The 16,471-nt window shown below is 43.4% G+C and carries 15 protein-coding genes; 12 read left to right on the top strand and 3 right to left on the bottom strand.

Features of this window, described 5'->3' with window-relative positions:
• Positions 1-85: 85 nt before the first annotated feature.
• The 8 genes from T530_RS0112920 to T530_RS14455 all read left to right on the top strand — a co-directional run bounded on the left by T530_RS0112920 (position 86) and on the right by T530_RS14455 (position 5,976).
• On the top strand, positions 86-1,048 hold the full coding sequence (locus tag T530_RS0112920) for a hypothetical protein (RefSeq protein WP_027729373.1): 963 nt from the start codon (positions 86-88) through the stop codon (positions 1,046-1,048).
• The gene (locus tag T530_RS0112915) at positions 1,045-1,347 is read left to right on the top strand and encodes an EscU/YscU/HrcU family type III secretion system export apparatus switch protein (RefSeq protein WP_081773751.1); all 303 of its coding nucleotides are present in this window, start codon (positions 1,045-1,047) and stop codon (positions 1,345-1,347) included. The genes T530_RS0112920 and T530_RS0112915 overlap by 4 nt, the downstream gene beginning before the upstream one ends.
• Entirely contained in the window at positions 1,344-1,700 is a 357-nt protein-coding gene (locus tag T530_RS0112910; protein WP_027729371.1) for a YraN family protein, read from the top strand. The genes T530_RS0112915 and T530_RS0112910 overlap by 4 nt, the downstream gene beginning before the upstream one ends.
• A 6-nt stretch (positions 1,701-1,706) precedes the next feature.
• Positions 1,707-1,913 (top strand): hypothetical protein, encoded by a 207-nt coding sequence (locus T530_RS0112905; protein WP_009102835.1) that lies wholly within the window; start codon positions 1,707-1,709, stop codon positions 1,911-1,913.
• Positions 1,914-1,933: 20 nt separating this feature from the next.
• A complete protein-coding gene (locus tag T530_RS14940) occupies positions 1,934-2,422 on the top strand; it encodes a hypothetical protein (RefSeq protein WP_051537994.1) in 489 nt (162 codons plus the stop codon).
• 3 nt (positions 2,423-2,425) lie between these two features.
• A complete protein-coding gene (gene earP, locus T530_RS0112895; protein WP_027729370.1) occupies positions 2,426-3,538 on the top strand; it encodes an elongation factor P maturation arginine rhamnosyltransferase EarP in 1,113 nt (370 codons plus the stop codon).
• A gap of 53 nt (positions 3,539-3,591) precedes the next feature.
• Entirely contained in the window at positions 3,592-4,158 is a 567-nt protein-coding gene (efp, locus tag T530_RS0112890; RefSeq protein ID WP_009102843.1) for an elongation factor P, read from the top strand.
• A gap of 105 nt (positions 4,159-4,263) precedes the next feature.
• On the top strand, positions 4,264-5,976 hold the full coding sequence (locus T530_RS14455) for a glycoside hydrolase family 13 protein (RefSeq protein WP_038074735.1): 1,713 nt from the start codon (positions 4,264-4,266) through the stop codon (positions 5,974-5,976).
• Here the strand turns inward: T530_RS14455 and T530_RS0112880 are convergent.
• Positions 5,973-7,838 (bottom strand): diguanylate cyclase, encoded by a 1,866-nt coding sequence (locus T530_RS0112880; protein WP_027729369.1) that lies wholly within the window; start codon positions 7,836-7,838, stop codon positions 5,973-5,975. The genes T530_RS14455 and T530_RS0112880 overlap by 4 nt on opposite strands.
• An 84-nt stretch (positions 7,839-7,922) precedes the next feature.
• On the opposite strand from T530_RS0112880, the gene T530_RS0112875 reads away from it, so the two are divergent.
• The 4 genes from T530_RS0112875 to T530_RS0112860 all read left to right on the top strand — a co-directional run bounded on the left by T530_RS0112875 (position 7,923) and on the right by T530_RS0112860 (position 13,830).
• Entirely contained in the window at positions 7,923-8,882 is a 960-nt protein-coding gene (locus T530_RS0112875) for an ABC transporter substrate-binding protein (protein ID WP_081773750.1), read from the top strand.
• A 74-nt stretch (positions 8,883-8,956) separates the two neighbouring features.
• Positions 8,957-10,174, top strand: a complete 1,218-nt coding sequence (locus tag T530_RS0112870) for a cation:proton antiporter (RefSeq protein WP_038074733.1) — start codon at positions 8,957-8,959, stop codon at positions 10,172-10,174.
• A gap of 81 nt (positions 10,175-10,255) precedes the next feature.
• A complete protein-coding gene (locus T530_RS0112865; RefSeq protein WP_027729366.1) occupies positions 10,256-11,509 on the top strand; it encodes a SpoIIE family protein phosphatase in 1,254 nt (417 codons plus the stop codon).
• Positions 11,509-13,830, top strand: a complete 2,322-nt coding sequence (locus T530_RS0112860) for a hypothetical protein (protein WP_027729365.1) — start codon at positions 11,509-11,511, stop codon at positions 13,828-13,830. The genes T530_RS0112865 and T530_RS0112860 overlap by 1 nt, the downstream gene beginning before the upstream one ends.
• Positions 13,831-13,837: 7 nt before the next feature.
• On the opposite strand, the gene murA is transcribed toward T530_RS0112860, so the two are convergent.
• A complete protein-coding gene (gene murA, locus T530_RS0112855; protein ID WP_027729364.1) occupies positions 13,838-15,121 on the bottom strand; it encodes a UDP-N-acetylglucosamine 1-carboxyvinyltransferase in 1,284 nt (427 codons plus the stop codon).
• A gap of 32 nt (positions 15,122-15,153) precedes the next feature.
• On the bottom strand, positions 15,154-16,404 hold the full coding sequence (pepT, locus tag T530_RS0112850; protein ID WP_027729363.1) for a peptidase T: 1,251 nt from the start codon (positions 16,402-16,404) through the stop codon (positions 15,154-15,156).
• Positions 16,405-16,471: the final 67 nt, after the last annotated feature.

Below are 16,471 nucleotides of genomic sequence, written 5' to 3'. Positions count from 1 at the left end.
TATTACTTGAATAAGCACTATTTTATTTAGCAATTATAAAATCGCGAAGGTTGATTTCTTCGCGATTTTTTTTTACCTTTATGGTATGAATCTGGCCGCCATTCATGCCCAGCAGCAAATTCCCTCTCCTAAAAACGTAAAAGTCCTGCAAAACGGAAGCAGCGTTTTAGTCCGCGTGATTGCAGATAAGGGGGGCGGACAGTACGAAGGTTCAGTTGCCGGAGTTCGCGTAAACCTTCGCTCTCAAAATCCATTAAAGCCCGGTGATGTTTTTACCGCAACCGTTAATCTTAAAAACGGCAAAATTGAAGTCAGCCCGAAAACAGAGTCAGGAATTACTTTTACAAGCGGTAAGCTTATTTTTGAAAATGCCGGTGCGGCCCATCTGGAAAATCTTTTGAACTCACTGGGACTTCCCGCTGACGAAATCAACAAACACCTTGCCATGCAGTTCAAGCAGCTGGAAATGAAGTTCGACGGCAGCTTACTGAGAAAGCTTCGCGGGCTTTCTGTCCGCTTTAACGGAAAAGAAAAATCTGCAGGGGAAATTGCTTCCATATTAAAGCAGAAGGGAATTGAGCCAGACGGAGAATTAATTAATGCCCTGCTTTCGCTTTTGTATGATGAGCAGGCGGGGGAAGACAGCACTGATAAAAAAAAAGACCAAATCCTAAAAATCATCAATCACAAAAACGGCTGGATTTTCCTTCCTTACGAAATTGTGCGGGCGGGAAATGAAGTTTTAGGAACCGGCGTAATCAGGCTTTTGTTTGACTCTGCAAATCAGCTTAAAAAAACAAACTTTAACGTAAAGCTTAATCAAAAAGAATACATCTTTAATCTTGATTTTGAAAAGAAACACCTTTCAAAGCTTATGGCAAATATCAGCCCGGAACCTTCAGAAGCAGAAAAAGAAGAATTTATATCAGCCTTACAGAAAAAATTGCTTCCTTTTGGAAAGCCTGAAACTTCTTGGGCAGAAAAGGAAGATGTAGAAGGCAGTGGCTGCGATTCGGAAGAACTTTTAATGGTCGGGGGCATGGTATGAAAAATCAGATTTTTAATGCCCGGGCCAGAGAATTCATGCAGATTAAAACTCCCCTGCAGGCAGTCGCCTTAAAATATCCTGAAGGTGCAGAAGTGCCATTTATCACTGCAAAGGGGAAGGGGGAGCTTGCAAAGAAAATCATCGAAACCGCCCAGGAAAATAATATTTATATGGAAGAAAATGAAACTCTAGTAAATCTTTTGAACGCAGAAGAAGTAAATGCCGCCGTTCCTGAAGAAGCTTATTCTGCCCTTGCGGTAATCTTTGCCTTTATTCTTGAGCGCGAGGGAAAAGCATGACTTCAAAAGATACCGGGAATCAAGGAGAAAACCGCGCTGCTGACCTGCTTCTTTCAAAGGGCTACAAAATTATTGAGCGCAACTGGCGGACAAAGGGCGGTGAAATTGATATAATAGCGATGAAAGATGAAGTTCTGGTATTTGTGGAGGTTAAGACCTTTCCCAATGCCACTTCCGATATGTTATCTTCAGTTCTGGGGATACAAAAACAAAAAAGGATTGTAAAAACTGCTAAACACTTCCTGTTAAAACATCGACAATATAGTAACAGTTACATCAGATTTGATGCGATTGTTCTGGATATGCAGGGCTTACCGCCGGCTTATCATATTGAAAATGCTTTCACGGAGTAACATTTTATGATCTACGGAGCAAGAGCTTCTTCGGCAACCGCCACAATGGTTCTGGAAAAGACCAGCGAGGCAGACTTGTCACCACGCATTCTTGAATTGCGTAAAAAAATACAAAGCTCGGAATATATTGACAATGCCATAATGCGCATTGCTCAGGTGATAAGCAATAAGCTTATGGAAAATTCCGACGAACTGAAAATCCGGAAGGAATAGCCGGGTTTTCCGGAGATTTTATGGACAGACGACGTAACAAAAGACATCAGGGGAACTGGAAAGGACAGAATCAGAACCAGAATAAAAACAAAAATCAGAATTCAGGTGTTTTTGAAAAAAAAGAAACCTTCCATTTTAACAGAAGCCTTTACGAAAATAGCGAAGCCGAAAGTCAGCGTCTTCAGGCTATTGATGAACTTAAAAACCGTGAAAATATCTGTCCTATGTGTAACCAGCCTATTACAGATCTTGCCTCTTGTCTTGCTGATAAAGCCAGCGGAAAGCCTGTTCACTTTGACTGCGCCCTTGAAAAAGTAAAGGGAGCTGAACCAACTGCAGAAAACGAAAAAGTTGCCTATATCGGGCAGGGACGTTTTGCCGTTCTTTCTTATGAAAATATCCGTGACCAGCGTCATTTTACAATCAAAAAAATTATTGAATGGGAAGAGCGCGATAAAAAATCTGAATGGCGCGAAGAATTCAGCACTTTGTACAGCAAAGTAAATTAAAGCATGGAAATTACAATTTTATGCAAGGTTGTAGACAACTTCGGTGATATAGGAGTTAACTGGCGCCTTGCAAAAAAACTCAAAAGCCTTAATCCGGCCAGTAAAATCAATTTAATAGTAGATAATCTTTCCTCTTTTAATAAAATCTGTGCAGATGTAAAGACAGGTTTACCCCTGCAGTCTGTCTGCGGCATAGAAGTTTACGACTGGAATGCTTACGATTTTTGTTACGGTCAGTTTGCAGGAGAAAATAACCGCCGTCTTCAGGTGATTTTAGAGTGCTTTCAGTGCGGCCGCCCTGACTGGATGGAAAAAATCCTTTTTGATGATGAGCTAAACCATACGGTTCAGATAATTATGATTGATTATCTGAGTGCTGAAGATTATGCGGAAAGCTTTCATAAACTGCAGTCTTTGACCCGGCGGGGAAAGGTAAAAAAAGTGAATTTTATGCCGGGCTTTACGGCAAAAACCGGCGGACTGATTATTGATGACGGCTGGGAAAAGCTTACTCCGCGCAATGAAAGTGGTGACATTTTGTTTTTTACTTACGCCCGCGACTGGACTCCGGTTGTAAAGGCAATTAAAGGGGCGGGAACCTGCGCCGGAAAGAAGATTTTGTGTGCGGCGGGGGCAGGGCAGGAAAGTTTTGTTAAGGCCTGGAAGAAAAATGTCGGTGAGGGGGAAGGGGGCATATTAGAAATACTTCCTTTTATGAACCAGACTGACTGGGATAAGATGATGAAAAATTGCTCTTTCCTTTTTATACGCGGGGAAGAAAGCCTTAGCCGGGCCTGTCTTACTGGAATTCCATTTATCTGGCACGCATACCCCCAGAGCGATGAGTACCAGCTTGTAAAGGTAAATGCCCTGCTTGAGCGCATGAGGCGGCACTTTAGCGAGGAAGATTTTGGGAAGGTGGCCGCTGCGTGGCAAGCCATCAATTCGCCGGAAAGTGGAGAAAATAAGCGCATGCTGCAGGACAGCGTTTCGACCATGCTTGCCATGCAGAATCATCTTGCAGGGGGATTCAGGGACTTTGCTCTTGATTTACGGAAAAACGGAGACCTTGGGCAAAACCTGATGACTTTTATTGAAGAAATTTGTATAATGTAAATGAATTTTGAAACTTGGGGCGTCTGCCCTTTTAGAAAATAGAGGTATTTTTTATGTTAATGACATCACAGTTGAAAGTTGGAACTGCTTTCATGTATGAGGGAAACGCCCTTATCGTTCAGAAGATGCTTGGTCAGCGTTCAGGTCGTGCCGGAATGGTTACAAACCTCCGCGTAAAGAACCTTGTTACAAACTCAACTATGGATTTGGGATTGGATGCAGGTGAAAAATTTGATGATGTAGACCTTGAATCACACAAAACAAAACTTTCTTACATCGACGGTGATACATACGTATTCATGGATCAGGATACATACGAACAGTTCGAACTTCCAAAAGAAGACTTGGGCGACTATGCCGGATACATCACTCCAGAGGATGATCTTGAAGTTGCTTTGACATTCTATGAAGGAAAACCAGTAGGTATTGATTTGCCAGTTCGCGTTACTCGCGTTGTAACATACTGTGAACCAGGTGTTAAAGGTGATACTTCTGGAAAATCTATGAAACCAGCTACACTTGATACAGGAATTGAAGTACGCGTTCCATTGTTCATCAATACAGATGACAAAATCGTTATCGATACACGCGACGGTTCTTTCCTTGAACGCGCAAAATAATTGATTTTTGCTGAGAGAGCGCAGGGCAGATTTGTCCTGTGCTTTTTTTATGTATTTGGAGTTTATCGATAAACTTTGTTATAAACGGCAGGAGCGATATTATTTATGAATAAAGCCGCAATTTTTCATAGAGTGGACAGCGAATACTGCTATCTTCTGGATGACAAGACTCTGGTTTTGAGACTGAGATGCGCTAAGGGCGATTTGAAATCTGTTTCGGTGGTTTATGGAAACCGTTTTGACAGGGCTCAGCCGGCAGTTCGTCATACCGTTAAAATGGAAAAGGTTTGTCAGGGGCTTTATCATGATTATTACGAGGTTACTCTGCAGCCTGGCTTCCGTCGTGTTTTTTATTATTTTGAGCTGGAGGGCAGCGGGGAAGGAGAAAAATACTACTATTATCAGGGGGCTGTCCGCCGCGATCTTCCTGAAAACTGGTATGCTTTTTTCCAGCTTCCTTACATGAGGCGGGAAGAAACTTACAATGTGCCTGCCTGGGCGGAAGATGCCGTAATGTATCAGATTTTCCCGGACAGCTTTGCTACTGGCCACCGCTTTCACGATAAGACTGCTAAAACTGCCGAGTGGGAAGGCTTTACCCTAAAATCTAAGCTTGGCGGAAATATCCGCGGTATAATAGAAAATATTGATTATCTTGTGGATTTGGGAATCAATGTTTTGTATCTGAATCCTGTTTTTGTTGCACATTCTTACCATAAATATGACACAATTGACTATAAGCATATCGACCCGGATTTTGGCACAGACGAGGAGTTTGCTGAATTAGTTGGGCTTCTTCATAAAAATGGAATCCGCGTGGTGCTGGACGGCGTTTACAATCATACCGGAACCCGCTTTTTTGCCTATCAGGATATTTTGAAAAATCAGGAAAAGTCTATTTATCGCGACTGGTATTACGACATGCCTCTTCCTCTGCTTCCTGATATGAAATCTGATTATGCCTGCTTTGCCTATGTAAAGCAGATGCCAAAACTGAATACAGGAAATCCAGAGGTTTGCCGCTATTTCTGCGAGGTGGGCAAATACTGGATTGAAAAATTTGATATTGACGGCTGGCGCCTTGATGTCGCAAACGAAATTGACAAGAACTTCTGGCGCGAATATAAAAAGGCTATCCGCAGCGTAAAAAAGGACGCAATCATGCTGGCAGAAGTCTGGGAAGACGCCCAGAACTGGCAGGTTTACGACCAGTTTGATTCTGCAATGAACTATCGTTTTGTAAATCTTTGCCGTGATTTTTTTGCTGAGCGCTCTATTACGGCTGAAGAGTTTGGCGAGACTTTCAATGAAAGCCTAATGCGTTATCCGCGTCCTGTAAGCTATGCCCAGATGAATCTGCTGGACAGCCACGATGTTTCCCGTTTTATTTCTTTGTGTGGCGACCGCCCTGAACTTTTGAAGCTGGCTGCAGTCGTGCAGATGACTCTTCCTGGTATGCCTGGTATTTTTGCAGGTGACGAGCGGGCAATGACAGGAATTACAGAAGACGAATATCGTCGTCCTTTTGTCTGGAATGATGACGGGGCCGGCTGTGATTACATTGCCTGCCGTCCTGGCGATATGACTGCTTTCTACAAAGAACTGATTGCCCTGCGCCGTTCCCACAAGGCCCTTACAGAAGGCCGCGTTCGCTTCATTCCGACTGCAAACGAAAATGTGCTTGCATACGAGCGCTGGCTGGAAGGCGACGGGGCAGGAGAAAAAGTTCGCGTTTGGGTAAACAATTCTGACGCTGACTGGACAGAGCCGGAGTCTGGGAAGATAATAAAGACCTTTGACTACCTTATTACATTTTAGATTCCAAAAATCTTAAAGCCATCTTTTCCGTGCTGCTTTACTTCGTAGAGGGCGCTGTCTGCCTTTTCAAAAAGCTCTTCGTAAGTGCTGCCGTTATCCGGAAATATTGAAATTCCTATGCTGGCACTTACAGAAACTTTTTCTTCGCCGTTGGAATAATCTTCGCGGAGTGAAGAAGATAAGTCTGAAGCCTTAACAGTCAGAATCTTAAGCAGTTCCTCTGTCGTGATGTTTGTGCCAAAACGCATGAGAATACAGAATTCGTCTCCGCCGAAGCGTCCAAGGAAGTCTCTGTCCGAGAAAATAAGGGAAATCTTTTTTGCGGCGTCCTTGATTGCGGCGTCGCCTGTCATATGTCCAAGGTTGTCGTTTACATCCTTAAAGTTATCCAAATCTACTATTATAAGGGCACTCTGCCTGTATTTTCCTTCCGCAGAAAGATACTGTTTTACGTTTCTTTCCATGGCAGCCTTGTTCAAAAGACCTGAAAGCTTGTCCTTATCGGCAATGTTTTTAAGCTCCTGCTCGTAAAGAACCTGACTGTTTACGTTTGTAATGCTTCCAATAAACTGGCGGACCTTCCCCGCTTCATCAAAAATTGTAGAGCCTGTCATTTTAAGCCATATGTATTTATTGGAAAAGTTTTTATAGCGGAACTCGGCAGAAAAATTCTTCTTTCCGTTTTCCAAAGTATTTTTTAAAAGATTAAGTATATTCTGATCTTCCGGGTGAATGCGCTTAAAACATTCCGAGGTAATAAATTCAGCCGAAACGATTTTTTTGTGGGCGCCCAGTATAAGCTTTGAATCACCGGAAAAATCAACCTTCCGCTTTACAGCGTCATATTCAAAAATAAGGGTCTGAGCCTGACTGTTTGCCATTACAAGCTTTTCATTATCCTTTGTAATTTCAAAATTCTTGCGGGAAAGAATGTATACAACCAGCCAGAAAAGCAGGATTACAATTGCAATTGCGCCAATCAGAACGAAGACAAGAGTGTTAATCTTTGCAAGCTGATTCTGAATGTACGAATAAGGAAGAACCTGAATAATGTACCAGCCGTTAATACCAAGCGGTGTGTAGGAGAAGATTTTTTTATGCTCAACACCATTCATCATGATGTTTCCTGAACGCTGGTTAATAATGTCTCTTTTTAAGGTCTGAAGCTCAGGATTTTCCATTCCGGAAGATTTATTTACATAATCAAAAAAATCAACGTTGTAAATGACCTTTTTACGGTCCTTATTACAAAGGATGATGTTTCCGTTTTCTGCAATCAAGTAGGAATAGCTCTGTCCTGAAAAAACTGAAGTTGAGAAGTTATTTTTAAGGATATTATATGAAGTAATTCCTGCTATCATTGCGGGGCTGCCGTCTTTTGCAGTAAAAGGGCAGGTGATTGTAAGGGTTGGTTCAAGGCTGGAGTCAAGTTCAATTCCGTTTGCAATCTTCCATTTCTTTGACCTCATTGTGTCAGAAAAATACTGCTTGTTTTTCATGCTTGGAAGCGATTTTCCCTTCAAATCAATCGCACTTCCATCTGAGCTTACAAGGGCAATTCTTTTAAATCCTTCTATTTTATTCATGCCTGCGGCTCTAGCCTTTATTTCATTTGAATTTTTTATATCGATATCAGAAAAATAGCTGGTCTGAATCTTAAGAAGATCCTGCTGGGATAAAAACTTACTTCTGAGAGATTCGGCATACAATTCTTCAACCTCAGAAATATTCTGAAGAGCCATGTTAATCAGAAGATGGCTCATCTTGTGCTGGAAAGAAAAAAGCAGGGCGGTAACGGCAAGTCCCAGTATTATGATTCCGCCGGTAATAGTAAGATTTTTCAGAACTTTATTCTTTGTCATATTTAAAATAGTAGTACCGTAAATCCGTCATGTAAAGAAAAATTTTTCGCACAAAAAAATAAAGAGTGATATAATAATATCACTATGAAGCGGATTTTTAGGCTTTTATTTATTTTATTTTTGCCATTATTTTTTTTAGCCTGTAAGAGTAAAAATGCAAATACAGTTCAGACTAGTGTAAATATTGCAATCCAGCCTTCCGCTGCCTTTATTCCCCTTTACATTGCCCGCTATCAGGGCTTTATTGAAGAAGCACTTAAGCCTTCCGGGGTAAAAGTAAACTGGCAGGATTTTGAAGCCGGTCCTCCAATTAATGAATCTCTTTTTGCTGAAATGAGTGATATTGGCCTTCTTGGTGATGTTCCTGCAGTCAGCGCACTTGCCGGGGCAGTTCAGATGAAAATTGTCGGTGTTCCAGCCCGTGGCCCGGATGCCTATGCCATGCTTGCAAGAAAAAGTGACACTTCCTTGAATTCTGTAAAAGACATGAAGGGAAAACGTATTGCTACTGTTTTTGGTTCTACGGGGCACAACCTTGTTACAAAACTTCTTGAACAGAATAATTTGACATTTGAAGATATTGAATTAGTCAGCATAAAGGCTGGTGACGCAGAAAACGCCCTCATCTCTGACCTTGCCGATGCAGTTGTAATCTGGGAGCCTAATGTAATGCGCTTTATTGATCAGGGGACTGCAAAAATTGTGGCAAAGGGCTCTGATACTGATTTACGCGGCACAAATGCTTTTGTCGTTCGCAGCGAATATCTTTTGAATAACAAAGATGTGATTAAGGTAATTCTTGAGCAGTACAAGCGAGCTGTTGAACTTATTCCTACACTTGATGATGAAACTCTTACAAAACTTGCCGGAGTCCTGAAACTGACAGGTGCCCAGGTAAGGGAAATTTCTAAAAAATATGATTTTTCCGTTACTGTTTCTGATAAGGATATTGCTTCCCTGGAAGATACTGTAAACTTCCTTGTTCAGATAGGAAACCTTCAGACTTCTTATGATCTTGCTTCAAAAATAGAAAATCTTCTATAAAATTATGTAATTGCCACCTTCCTGCTTTTGTTATATAGTCTTATTTTAATATCACTATATATAAGAGGCTAGGTATGTCTTCTTTACCAAATACGGAAATTATCCTTCAGATTTTGCTTTCCGTTGGAATTATTGTTATTGCGGCTAAGTTCCTTGGAACTCAGGTAAAAAAAATCGGCTTTCCTGTTGTAGCCGGGCAGATTGTTGCCGGTCTTCTTCTTCGTTTTCTGCCCTTTTTTCAGAATTTTGGCGGTGGCGAGACAAATGTAATTTATCGCGAAGCAAATCAGTTTATTACCTATATGTCGGAAATCGGTGTAATTCTGATTATGTATTCGGCAGGACTTGGAACAAATCTCAAATCTCTGATTAAATCGGGTTTTAAGGCAACCCTTATTGCCTGCTGCGGCGTTTTTGTACCTCTTTTTATGGGTGCTGTAATGGCTCTCTGCTTCTGGGGCTTTGACGGCTTTGGAACTGCAAAATTTTATCAGGCCATGTTTATCGGAACTATTCTGACAGCTACCTCGGTTAGTATTTCCGTTGCAACTTTAAAAGAGCTTGGAAAAATCAAAACTGATGTAGGTCAGGCAATTGTAAGTGCGGCAATTATTGATGATGTAATCGGAATTGTCGTTCTTACTGTTGTGCTTGGCGTAAGCACAGGAAGCGGCGGCTATACAAGCGTCATTCTTAAAACCATCCTCTTTTTTATCTGTGCCATTGTTTTCGGCTATATCATTTTCCGCGTTTTCCGCTGGTATGATACAAAGCATCCTCATTCACGCAGAATCCCTATTTACGGACTTGGAATCGCCTTTATTTATGCCTTCGCCGCAGAAAAATTCTTTGGCATTGCTGATATTACCGGCGCCTATATCGCAGGTGTTGTTTTCTGCAGCCTTACAGACGCTCCTTACATGGAACAGAAAATCGACATCAACTCTTATATGATTTTCAGCCCGATTTTCTTTGCAAGTATTGGTCTTAAAACTGACCTTTCCGGCATGAATATGAGCCTTTTGTGGTTTGCAATTGCCTTTGTAATTGTCGGCTGCCTTTCAAAAATCATCGGATGTTCCGGAATCAGCCGCCTTCTTGGTTTTGACTGGAAGGACAGTTACAGAATCGGACTTGGAATGATGGTTCGCGGCGAAGTTGCCCTGATTGTTGCTCAGAAAGGCCTTAGTGTTGGCATGGTTGATTCAAAATATTTTGCTCCTGTAATTCTTCTGATTATTGTTTCTTCTATGATTGTACCTGTTCTTTTGGGAAAGGCTTTTAAGGAATAAGCCTTCTAAGAATGATTTGACTTTTACCCATTCTGGATTTAAAATAAAACATTGATTTAAAAAAAATGGAGTAAAAAAACTATGGATGAAGAAGTTGTAGACGAGTCATTTTTTATTGAAGATGCCGGCAGCAATACCCCTGATATTGAGCTTCAGAAAACTGGTCTTGAAAACACTTACACCGAACGCCAGATTGGTTCCATTACAAAGTCAATTGAGCCTGTAAGTGGTGAAAGTTCCCTCGATGTTGTAGTCGAAATGTTCTACAACCAGTCAGATCTTGAAGCTGTTCCTATTGAAGAAACAGGTTCCGTAATCGGTGTTATTGAGCGAAAGACTGTTGAAGCTGCCACAAGTACTGCCCTTAAGCGTTTCATTGCAAAAAACTGCCGCGATTATGTTGTTGACGCTAAATTGACTTTGAATGCCCGCGACTTCTGCGAACTTGTAGTTGATAAGGTTGATGAAGCCGTAAAAGCAAACGGCGTTCAGAACTTTGTAGTTCTTCTTAATAACCGCTCTTATCTTGGAATTGTTTCTGCTGATGATGTTCGCCGCCAGATTCGTTCTGTTCGCCTTCATGATTTGGAAAAGGCTAAGGTAATTCAGCAGCACCTTTTGCCGGATGATGAAGCTACAAAGGATTTTCCTTTCCATGTTGCAATTTACAATCAGATGGCAAATGCCGTAGGTGGTGACTTTTATATTGCCCAGAGAGTTTCTCAGACTTCTTTTGTAATCGGAAGCTTTGATGTTTCCGGTAAAAACGTTTCTGCCGCTTTACTTACTGTAACAATCGGTTCGTATTTTGCAACCTTAAAGCAGCTGGTTCAGTCAACTCTTTCTGCCGTTCAGATTGCAACAATGCTTGACCGCTTCCTGGCAACGGTAGTTCCTGTGGGCAACTTTATTACCGGCGCAATCTGCTATATAGATGCCCTGGATAATCAGATTGAAATCTTGAACTGCGGTCATACAGACGTTTATGCCTGCAAGAAAAATGATAAAGGTGAGATTCAGGTTGCAACAATGAAGCCGACCCTGCCTCCTTTTGGTATGGGTGCCGTTGCCGATGCCCTGAAAACTTCAGGAAAAGCAGGCTATAAGCTTGCCCTTGCTTCTGGTGTTCAGATTAATATGTATTCGGACGGTCTTCCTGACATGCAGGATGATGATGGCGTTCGCTTTGACGATGACAATACAAAGAAATTCTTTATGGATTTGTATGATAAAGACGTTGCCGACATGGAACGCTTTACCGGTCGTACAGTTGAACGCTGGAAACAGCACGCAATGCTTCCGGATGACATCACTGTTGTAAACCTTCGTTTTTAATGAAAGTTCTTCTTATTCAGCCGCCTCTTGTACAGCTTAATTCCCCATATCCTTCGGGGGCATATCTTTCTGCCTTCTTTAAGGAAATGGGCTGCCAGGTGCGCTGGCTTGATTTAAGCATTTCTTTATTTTATAAGATTTTCTCTTCTAAAGGTCTGCAAAAGCTTTTTGCTTTAACTTCTGAAAAGGCTTTGCAGCTGGCAGATAAGGCTGAGAGGGCAGGTGATGAAGGAACTTCCTTTAATTTACGCCGCTATGTCAGTTCTGCAGATTCATGGATAAATTGGATTGATACTATTACGGGAATCTTACGGGGCGCCAGCCGTGAAAAGGAACACGAGTTTTTGTTTTCTCCTTATGCGCCGCGGGGAAACCGCATGGAAAACTTTATTGGCGGGCTGGGAAGGGAGCCGACTGTAGACGACGTTCGCTTTTTGTGTTCTTACGCTCTTGCAGATTTAGCCGATTATATTACCGCTGTTTTTGACGAAAACTTTTCTCTTGTGCGATATGCGGAAAGCCTTACTGTTGATGAATCCAGCTTTAGTGATATAGAAAAGAAGGTGGATTCTCCGGTGATGAAGGAATTTTACCGGGAGCTGCTGGAGGAGGCATTTGCAAGTGAAAGTGTCGTCTTCCCGGGGACAGGGGAATCTTCCCAAGTGGCAGTGCCGTCTTCCGGCGGCGAAAAGTTCCTCGTGGGCATTTCAGTGCCTTTTGCCGGCACCTTTATGTCTGCCTTGTACACAGCCCGCTTTATCAAGCAGAAGTTTGGTTCGCGTGCTTACGTCGTTCTTGGCGGCGGCTTTGTTAATACAGAGCTTCGTGAAGTTTCCGAGCCTCGGCTTTACAATTATATTGATGCAATTTCATATGACCGCGGTTACGGCGGCTTTTACGAGTTTTTGAAGCGGGTGGAAGGCGACGCTGCCGGTGGGGTAGTGCCTCCTGTCAGCTCCGGTGCCCCTTCCGCCCCAATCTACAAATTCCGCCAGTTCTTTTCTGACCGCGTAATCGAACCAGACTGGAGCGGTTCTAAAGAAACACTAGAAATTGAGAATAATTTTACCCGGGAAATTGTCCCGGATTTTTCCGACATAGATTTTTCCCTGTATCCCCGCCTTTGCGATGACAAAAACCCTATGCAGCGCATGTGGTCGGACGGCGCCTGGATTAAAGCCTATCTTGCCCACGGCTGTTACTGGCACAAGTGCGCCTTCTGTGACACCCAGCTTGATTATGTCTGCGGCTATCAGATGACAGATGTGGAAAAGCTTTACCAGCGCCTTGCAGAAACAGCCCGCCAGAAGCAGGTCTACGGACTTCATTTTGTTGACGAAGCCCTGCCTCCGACGGCGCTGAAAAAGTTTGCCCTGCTGAATGCCGGGGTAAGCGGCACTGCAGCTGGGGAAGGTGGCAGCGCCATCAGACAGCCCCTCTACTACTGGGGTAACGTCCGCTTTGAAAAATCCTTTACCTACGACCTTGCAGCCCTGCTTTCCTATGGCGGCCTTGGCGGGGTCAGTGCCGGTCTTGAAGTTGCTACCGGCGACGGCCTTAAAAACATCAACAAAGGCACCGACATAGACTCAATTGTGTCTGCCTGCGCCGCCTTTAAGGAAAACGGAATACTTGTTCACGCCTATATGATTTACGGCTTCTGGAACGACACAGCCCAGAATATCATCAACTCAATGGAAACTCTGCGTCAGTTCTTTGCTTCCGGCCTTCTGGATTCAGCCTTCTGGCACAAGTTCATACTCACAAAAAATTCCCGCGTAATGGAAGAATGGAACAAGGGGTTTCACCCCGAGCTTAAACCAATCTTCCCACAGGGAAAAAGCATTTTCGCCGGTAACTGCCTACACTTTGAAGGAGAAAGGCGTTTTGCAAAGTGGGGAGCAGCCCTGGATAATGCCCTGACTGCCTGGATGCACGGTAAAAAACTTGAAATGCCGGTACGTAAATGGTTTGATTTTGAAGTTCCCAATCCGTCTGTTCCAAAAGATTTGATTGAGCGTGCAATCGAACGCTATGAAAAGCGCAAGTCAGCGCCGGCGAAGGAAATCGCCTCTCGTGAACTCTACTGGCTTGGAAGCAAGCCTGTACTTGCCGGAAAAAATCCATCCCGCCTGACCTGGTTTTACATGCAGGAAATGCTTGAAGAAAAACTCCCGCTGGAGACTTCCGCAATTTTATGGAGCCTTCGCCCCGCAGCAAGCCAGGAAGAACGTACTGCAGCCCTTTCAGGCATAAAAAAATCCCCGGATCTTCAGAAATCACTCCAAAAACTCCGGGGATCTGGTCTTGTTATATTGTAAAGTTTAACTACTCAACTTCAACGGTGCGTATATGTGCCCCCAGCTCCTGCAGGCGGCCTACTAAATCTTCGTAGCCGCGCTCAATCTGGTAGACGTTACTGATTCGGCTTTCACCGTGCGCGCACATAGCGGCAATTACCATGGCCATTCCGGCACGAATGTCAGGGGAAACCAGGTGGTCTCCGTGCAGCATGCTGGGTCCCGAAACAACGGCGCGGTGAGGATCGCAGAGGGTAATTTTTGCTCCCATGGAAATCAGCTTATCAACAAAGAACATTCGGCTTTCGAACATCTTTTCAAAAATCAAAACAGTGCCTTCTACCTGTGTGGCAACCACAGTCATAATGGAAGTGAGGTCGGCTGGGAATCCCGGCCAAGGCATATCATCAATTTTAGGAATGGCGTTTCCAAGGTCGTTGTTTACCTTTAATTCCTGGGTGTTTGGCACTGTAAGCTCGTCGCCGTCCAGACGCCATGAAATACCAAGCTTTGCAAAGCTGTTTTTAAGAGGTCTCATTTCCTGGGGACGGATTCCCTTAATAGTAATCTTTCCGCGGGTTGCTGCTGCCATTCCGATAAATGAACCGATTTCAATTGTATCAGGGCCGATTGTAAATTCGCAGCCGTGAAGCTGTTTTACGCCCTGAATGCGAAGAATGTTGCTGCCGATTCCGCTGATCTGACCGCCCATTTTGTTAATCATGTTGCAGAGGTCCTGAACGTGAGGTTCGCTTGCCGCATTCTGGATGATTGTTTCGCCTTCTGCAAGGCTTGCGGCCATTACGGCGTTTTCTGTTGCGGTAACCGAAGCTTCATCCAAAAAGATGTCGGCTCCCACAAGCTTATTTGCGCTCAGCTGGAAGTGTCCGTTTACAACGATGTTTGCGCCAAGCTCCTTTAATGCAAGAAAGTGGGTATCCACGCGGCGGCGGCCGATAACGTCACCTCCCGGCGGCATCATTTCACATTTTCCGTTGCGGGCAAGAAGAGGTCCTGCAAAGACAATGGAACCGCGAACCTTTTTAGTCAAATCACGGGGAAGTTCTTTTTTGCTCACTTTTTCGCAGTGAATCTTCCAGTTGTGTTTTGATATTTTTTCTACTTTTGCTCCAAGTGCTTCAAGAATCTGGAGCATGACGTTTGTGTCCTGAATCTCAGGAATGTTATGTAAAATTACAGGTTCTGCTGTCAAAAGACAGGCTGCGATACAAGGCAGCGCCGCATTTTTATTTCCGCTTGCTGTAATTGTCCCCTGAATCGGGAATCCACCCTCAATTACATATTCGTGCATATATACATTTCCTTTTACGTTTTTAATGTAATTTAAACTCTCACTATATTAACCAATATATCGGCAGCTTTTGCCATCTGGTTTAGAGAAACCCACTCGTAGCGGGAATGATACTTGTGTCCGCCGGTAAAAATATTCGGGCATGGTATTCCCATCTCAGTCAGCCGCGAGCCGTCAGTTCCCCCGCGAATCGGTTTTTCCATAATTGCAACGCCCGCTTCCCTGAAAGCCTTTCTCAACTTTTCCAGAACCTCAGGATGCTGGTCCATCTTTTCCTTCATGTTCAGGTACTGCTGCTTAAACTTGATTTCTTTTTTTCCATTAAAGCTGATTGCAGCTGCTTCTGCACAGTCGGAGACGATACACTTTTGCTGCTCTATCTCATCAGGTGAAAATGAACGCAGAAGCAGCTGCACCTTACAAGAGTCAATGCTTCCTGTCACTTCCATCGGGGCAATAAAACCTTCATAGTTTTCCGTAGTTTCTGGTGTCATAGTATGCGGCAAAAGGCTGAGGAACTTTCCTGCCATGCTTACCGCATTTACCATCTTTCCTTTTTTAGCATCTCCTGTGTGGCAGGCTTTTCCTGTAAAAGTAACGTCAGCGGCCCATGCATTAAAACATTCGCTTTCCAGCTCACCGATATTTCCGCCATCCACCGTGTAGGCAAGCTTAGATTTTATCAGCTCCATAGGAACCTTATCCATGCCGTGGCCGGTTTCTTCATCAGGAGAGAAAATTACTTCTATATTACAGTGTTTTTCTTCCTTGTGTTCCTGCAGATATTCAATGGCTGTTAAGATTGCCGCAATTCCGCATTTGTCGTCGCCGCCCAAAAGGGTAGAGCCGTCTGTCGTAATAATAGTTTCCCGGTTTGTGGCTGCCTCTGCCAGAGCTTCGTCACTTTCAACTGAGTGAACTACGCCATTATTCAGCTTGATTTCCTGTCCCTCGTAGTTTTCAAAAATCTGAGGCTTTACGTCCTTGCCGGTAACTTCATCCACTGTGTCCATGTGGGCAAGAAAGAGCACGCTTTCTGAGAAGGCGTCATTTCCCGGCAAGCGTCCGTAAACGTAGCAGCCGTCTGTAAGCTGCACCTCGCTCATGCCAAGAGCCTTCATGTCCTCTTCAAGAATGCGTGCCATATCCCACTGGCGTTCTGTAGAAGGAAAAACTCCATTATCTGCTGCATTTCCGTCACTTTCCGACCAGATTTTTACATATTTTACAAAACGTTCCAAAAGGCGCTTTGTGTAATCTTTACTTTCACTTATTTTGTTCATAAAGGTATTTTATTCTATTGTAAAAAAAATTGCAAAAATGGCTCCAAAGTTGTAAAATTATATATAT

Source organism: Treponema sp. C6A8 (assembly GCF_000619925.1).
Taxonomy (GTDB): Bacteria; Spirochaetota; Spirochaetia; order Treponematales; family Treponemataceae; genus Treponema_D.
This window is presented reverse-complemented; position numbering and strand designations above follow the sequence as displayed.

Bases quoted from the DNA above. Each gene is read 5' to 3' on its own strand.
- T530_RS0112920 (WP_027729373.1), top strand. From the start codon at position 86: ATGAATCTGGCCGCCATTCATGCCCAGCAGCAAATTCCCTCTCCTAAA.
- T530_RS0112915 (WP_081773751.1), top strand. From the start codon at position 1,045: ATGAAAAATCAGATTTTTAATGCCCGGGCCAGAGAATTCATGCAGATT.
- T530_RS0112910 (WP_027729371.1), top strand. From the start codon at position 1,344: ATGACTTCAAAAGATACCGGGAATCAAGGAGAAAACCGCGCTGCTGAC.
- T530_RS0112905 (WP_009102835.1), top strand. From the start codon at position 1,707: ATGATCTACGGAGCAAGAGCTTCTTCGGCAACCGCCACAATGGTTCTG.
- T530_RS14940 (WP_051537994.1), top strand. From the start codon at position 1,934: ATGGACAGACGACGTAACAAAAGACATCAGGGGAACTGGAAAGGACAG.
- earP (WP_027729370.1), top strand. From the start codon at position 2,426: ATGGAAATTACAATTTTATGCAAGGTTGTAGACAACTTCGGTGATATA.
- efp (WP_009102843.1), top strand. From the start codon at position 3,592: ATGTTAATGACATCACAGTTGAAAGTTGGAACTGCTTTCATGTATGAG.
- T530_RS14455 (WP_038074735.1), top strand. From the start codon at position 4,264: ATGAATAAAGCCGCAATTTTTCATAGAGTGGACAGCGAATACTGCTAT.
- T530_RS0112880 (WP_027729369.1), bottom strand. From the start codon at position 7,838: ATGACAAAGAATAAAGTTCTGAAAAATCTTACTATTACCGGCGGAATC.
- T530_RS0112875 (WP_081773750.1), top strand. From the start codon at position 7,923: ATGAAGCGGATTTTTAGGCTTTTATTTATTTTATTTTTGCCATTATTT.
- T530_RS0112870 (WP_038074733.1), top strand. From the start codon at position 8,957: ATGTCTTCTTTACCAAATACGGAAATTATCCTTCAGATTTTGCTTTCC.
- T530_RS0112865 (WP_027729366.1), top strand. From the start codon at position 10,256: ATGGATGAAGAAGTTGTAGACGAGTCATTTTTTATTGAAGATGCCGGC.
- T530_RS0112860 (WP_027729365.1), top strand. From the start codon at position 11,509: ATGAAAGTTCTTCTTATTCAGCCGCCTCTTGTACAGCTTAATTCCCCA.
- murA (WP_027729364.1), bottom strand. From the start codon at position 15,121: ATGCACGAATATGTAATTGAGGGTGGATTCCCGATTCAGGGGACAATT.
- pepT (WP_027729363.1), bottom strand. From the start codon at position 16,404: ATGAACAAAATAAGTGAAAGTAAAGATTACACAAAGCGCCTTTTGGAA.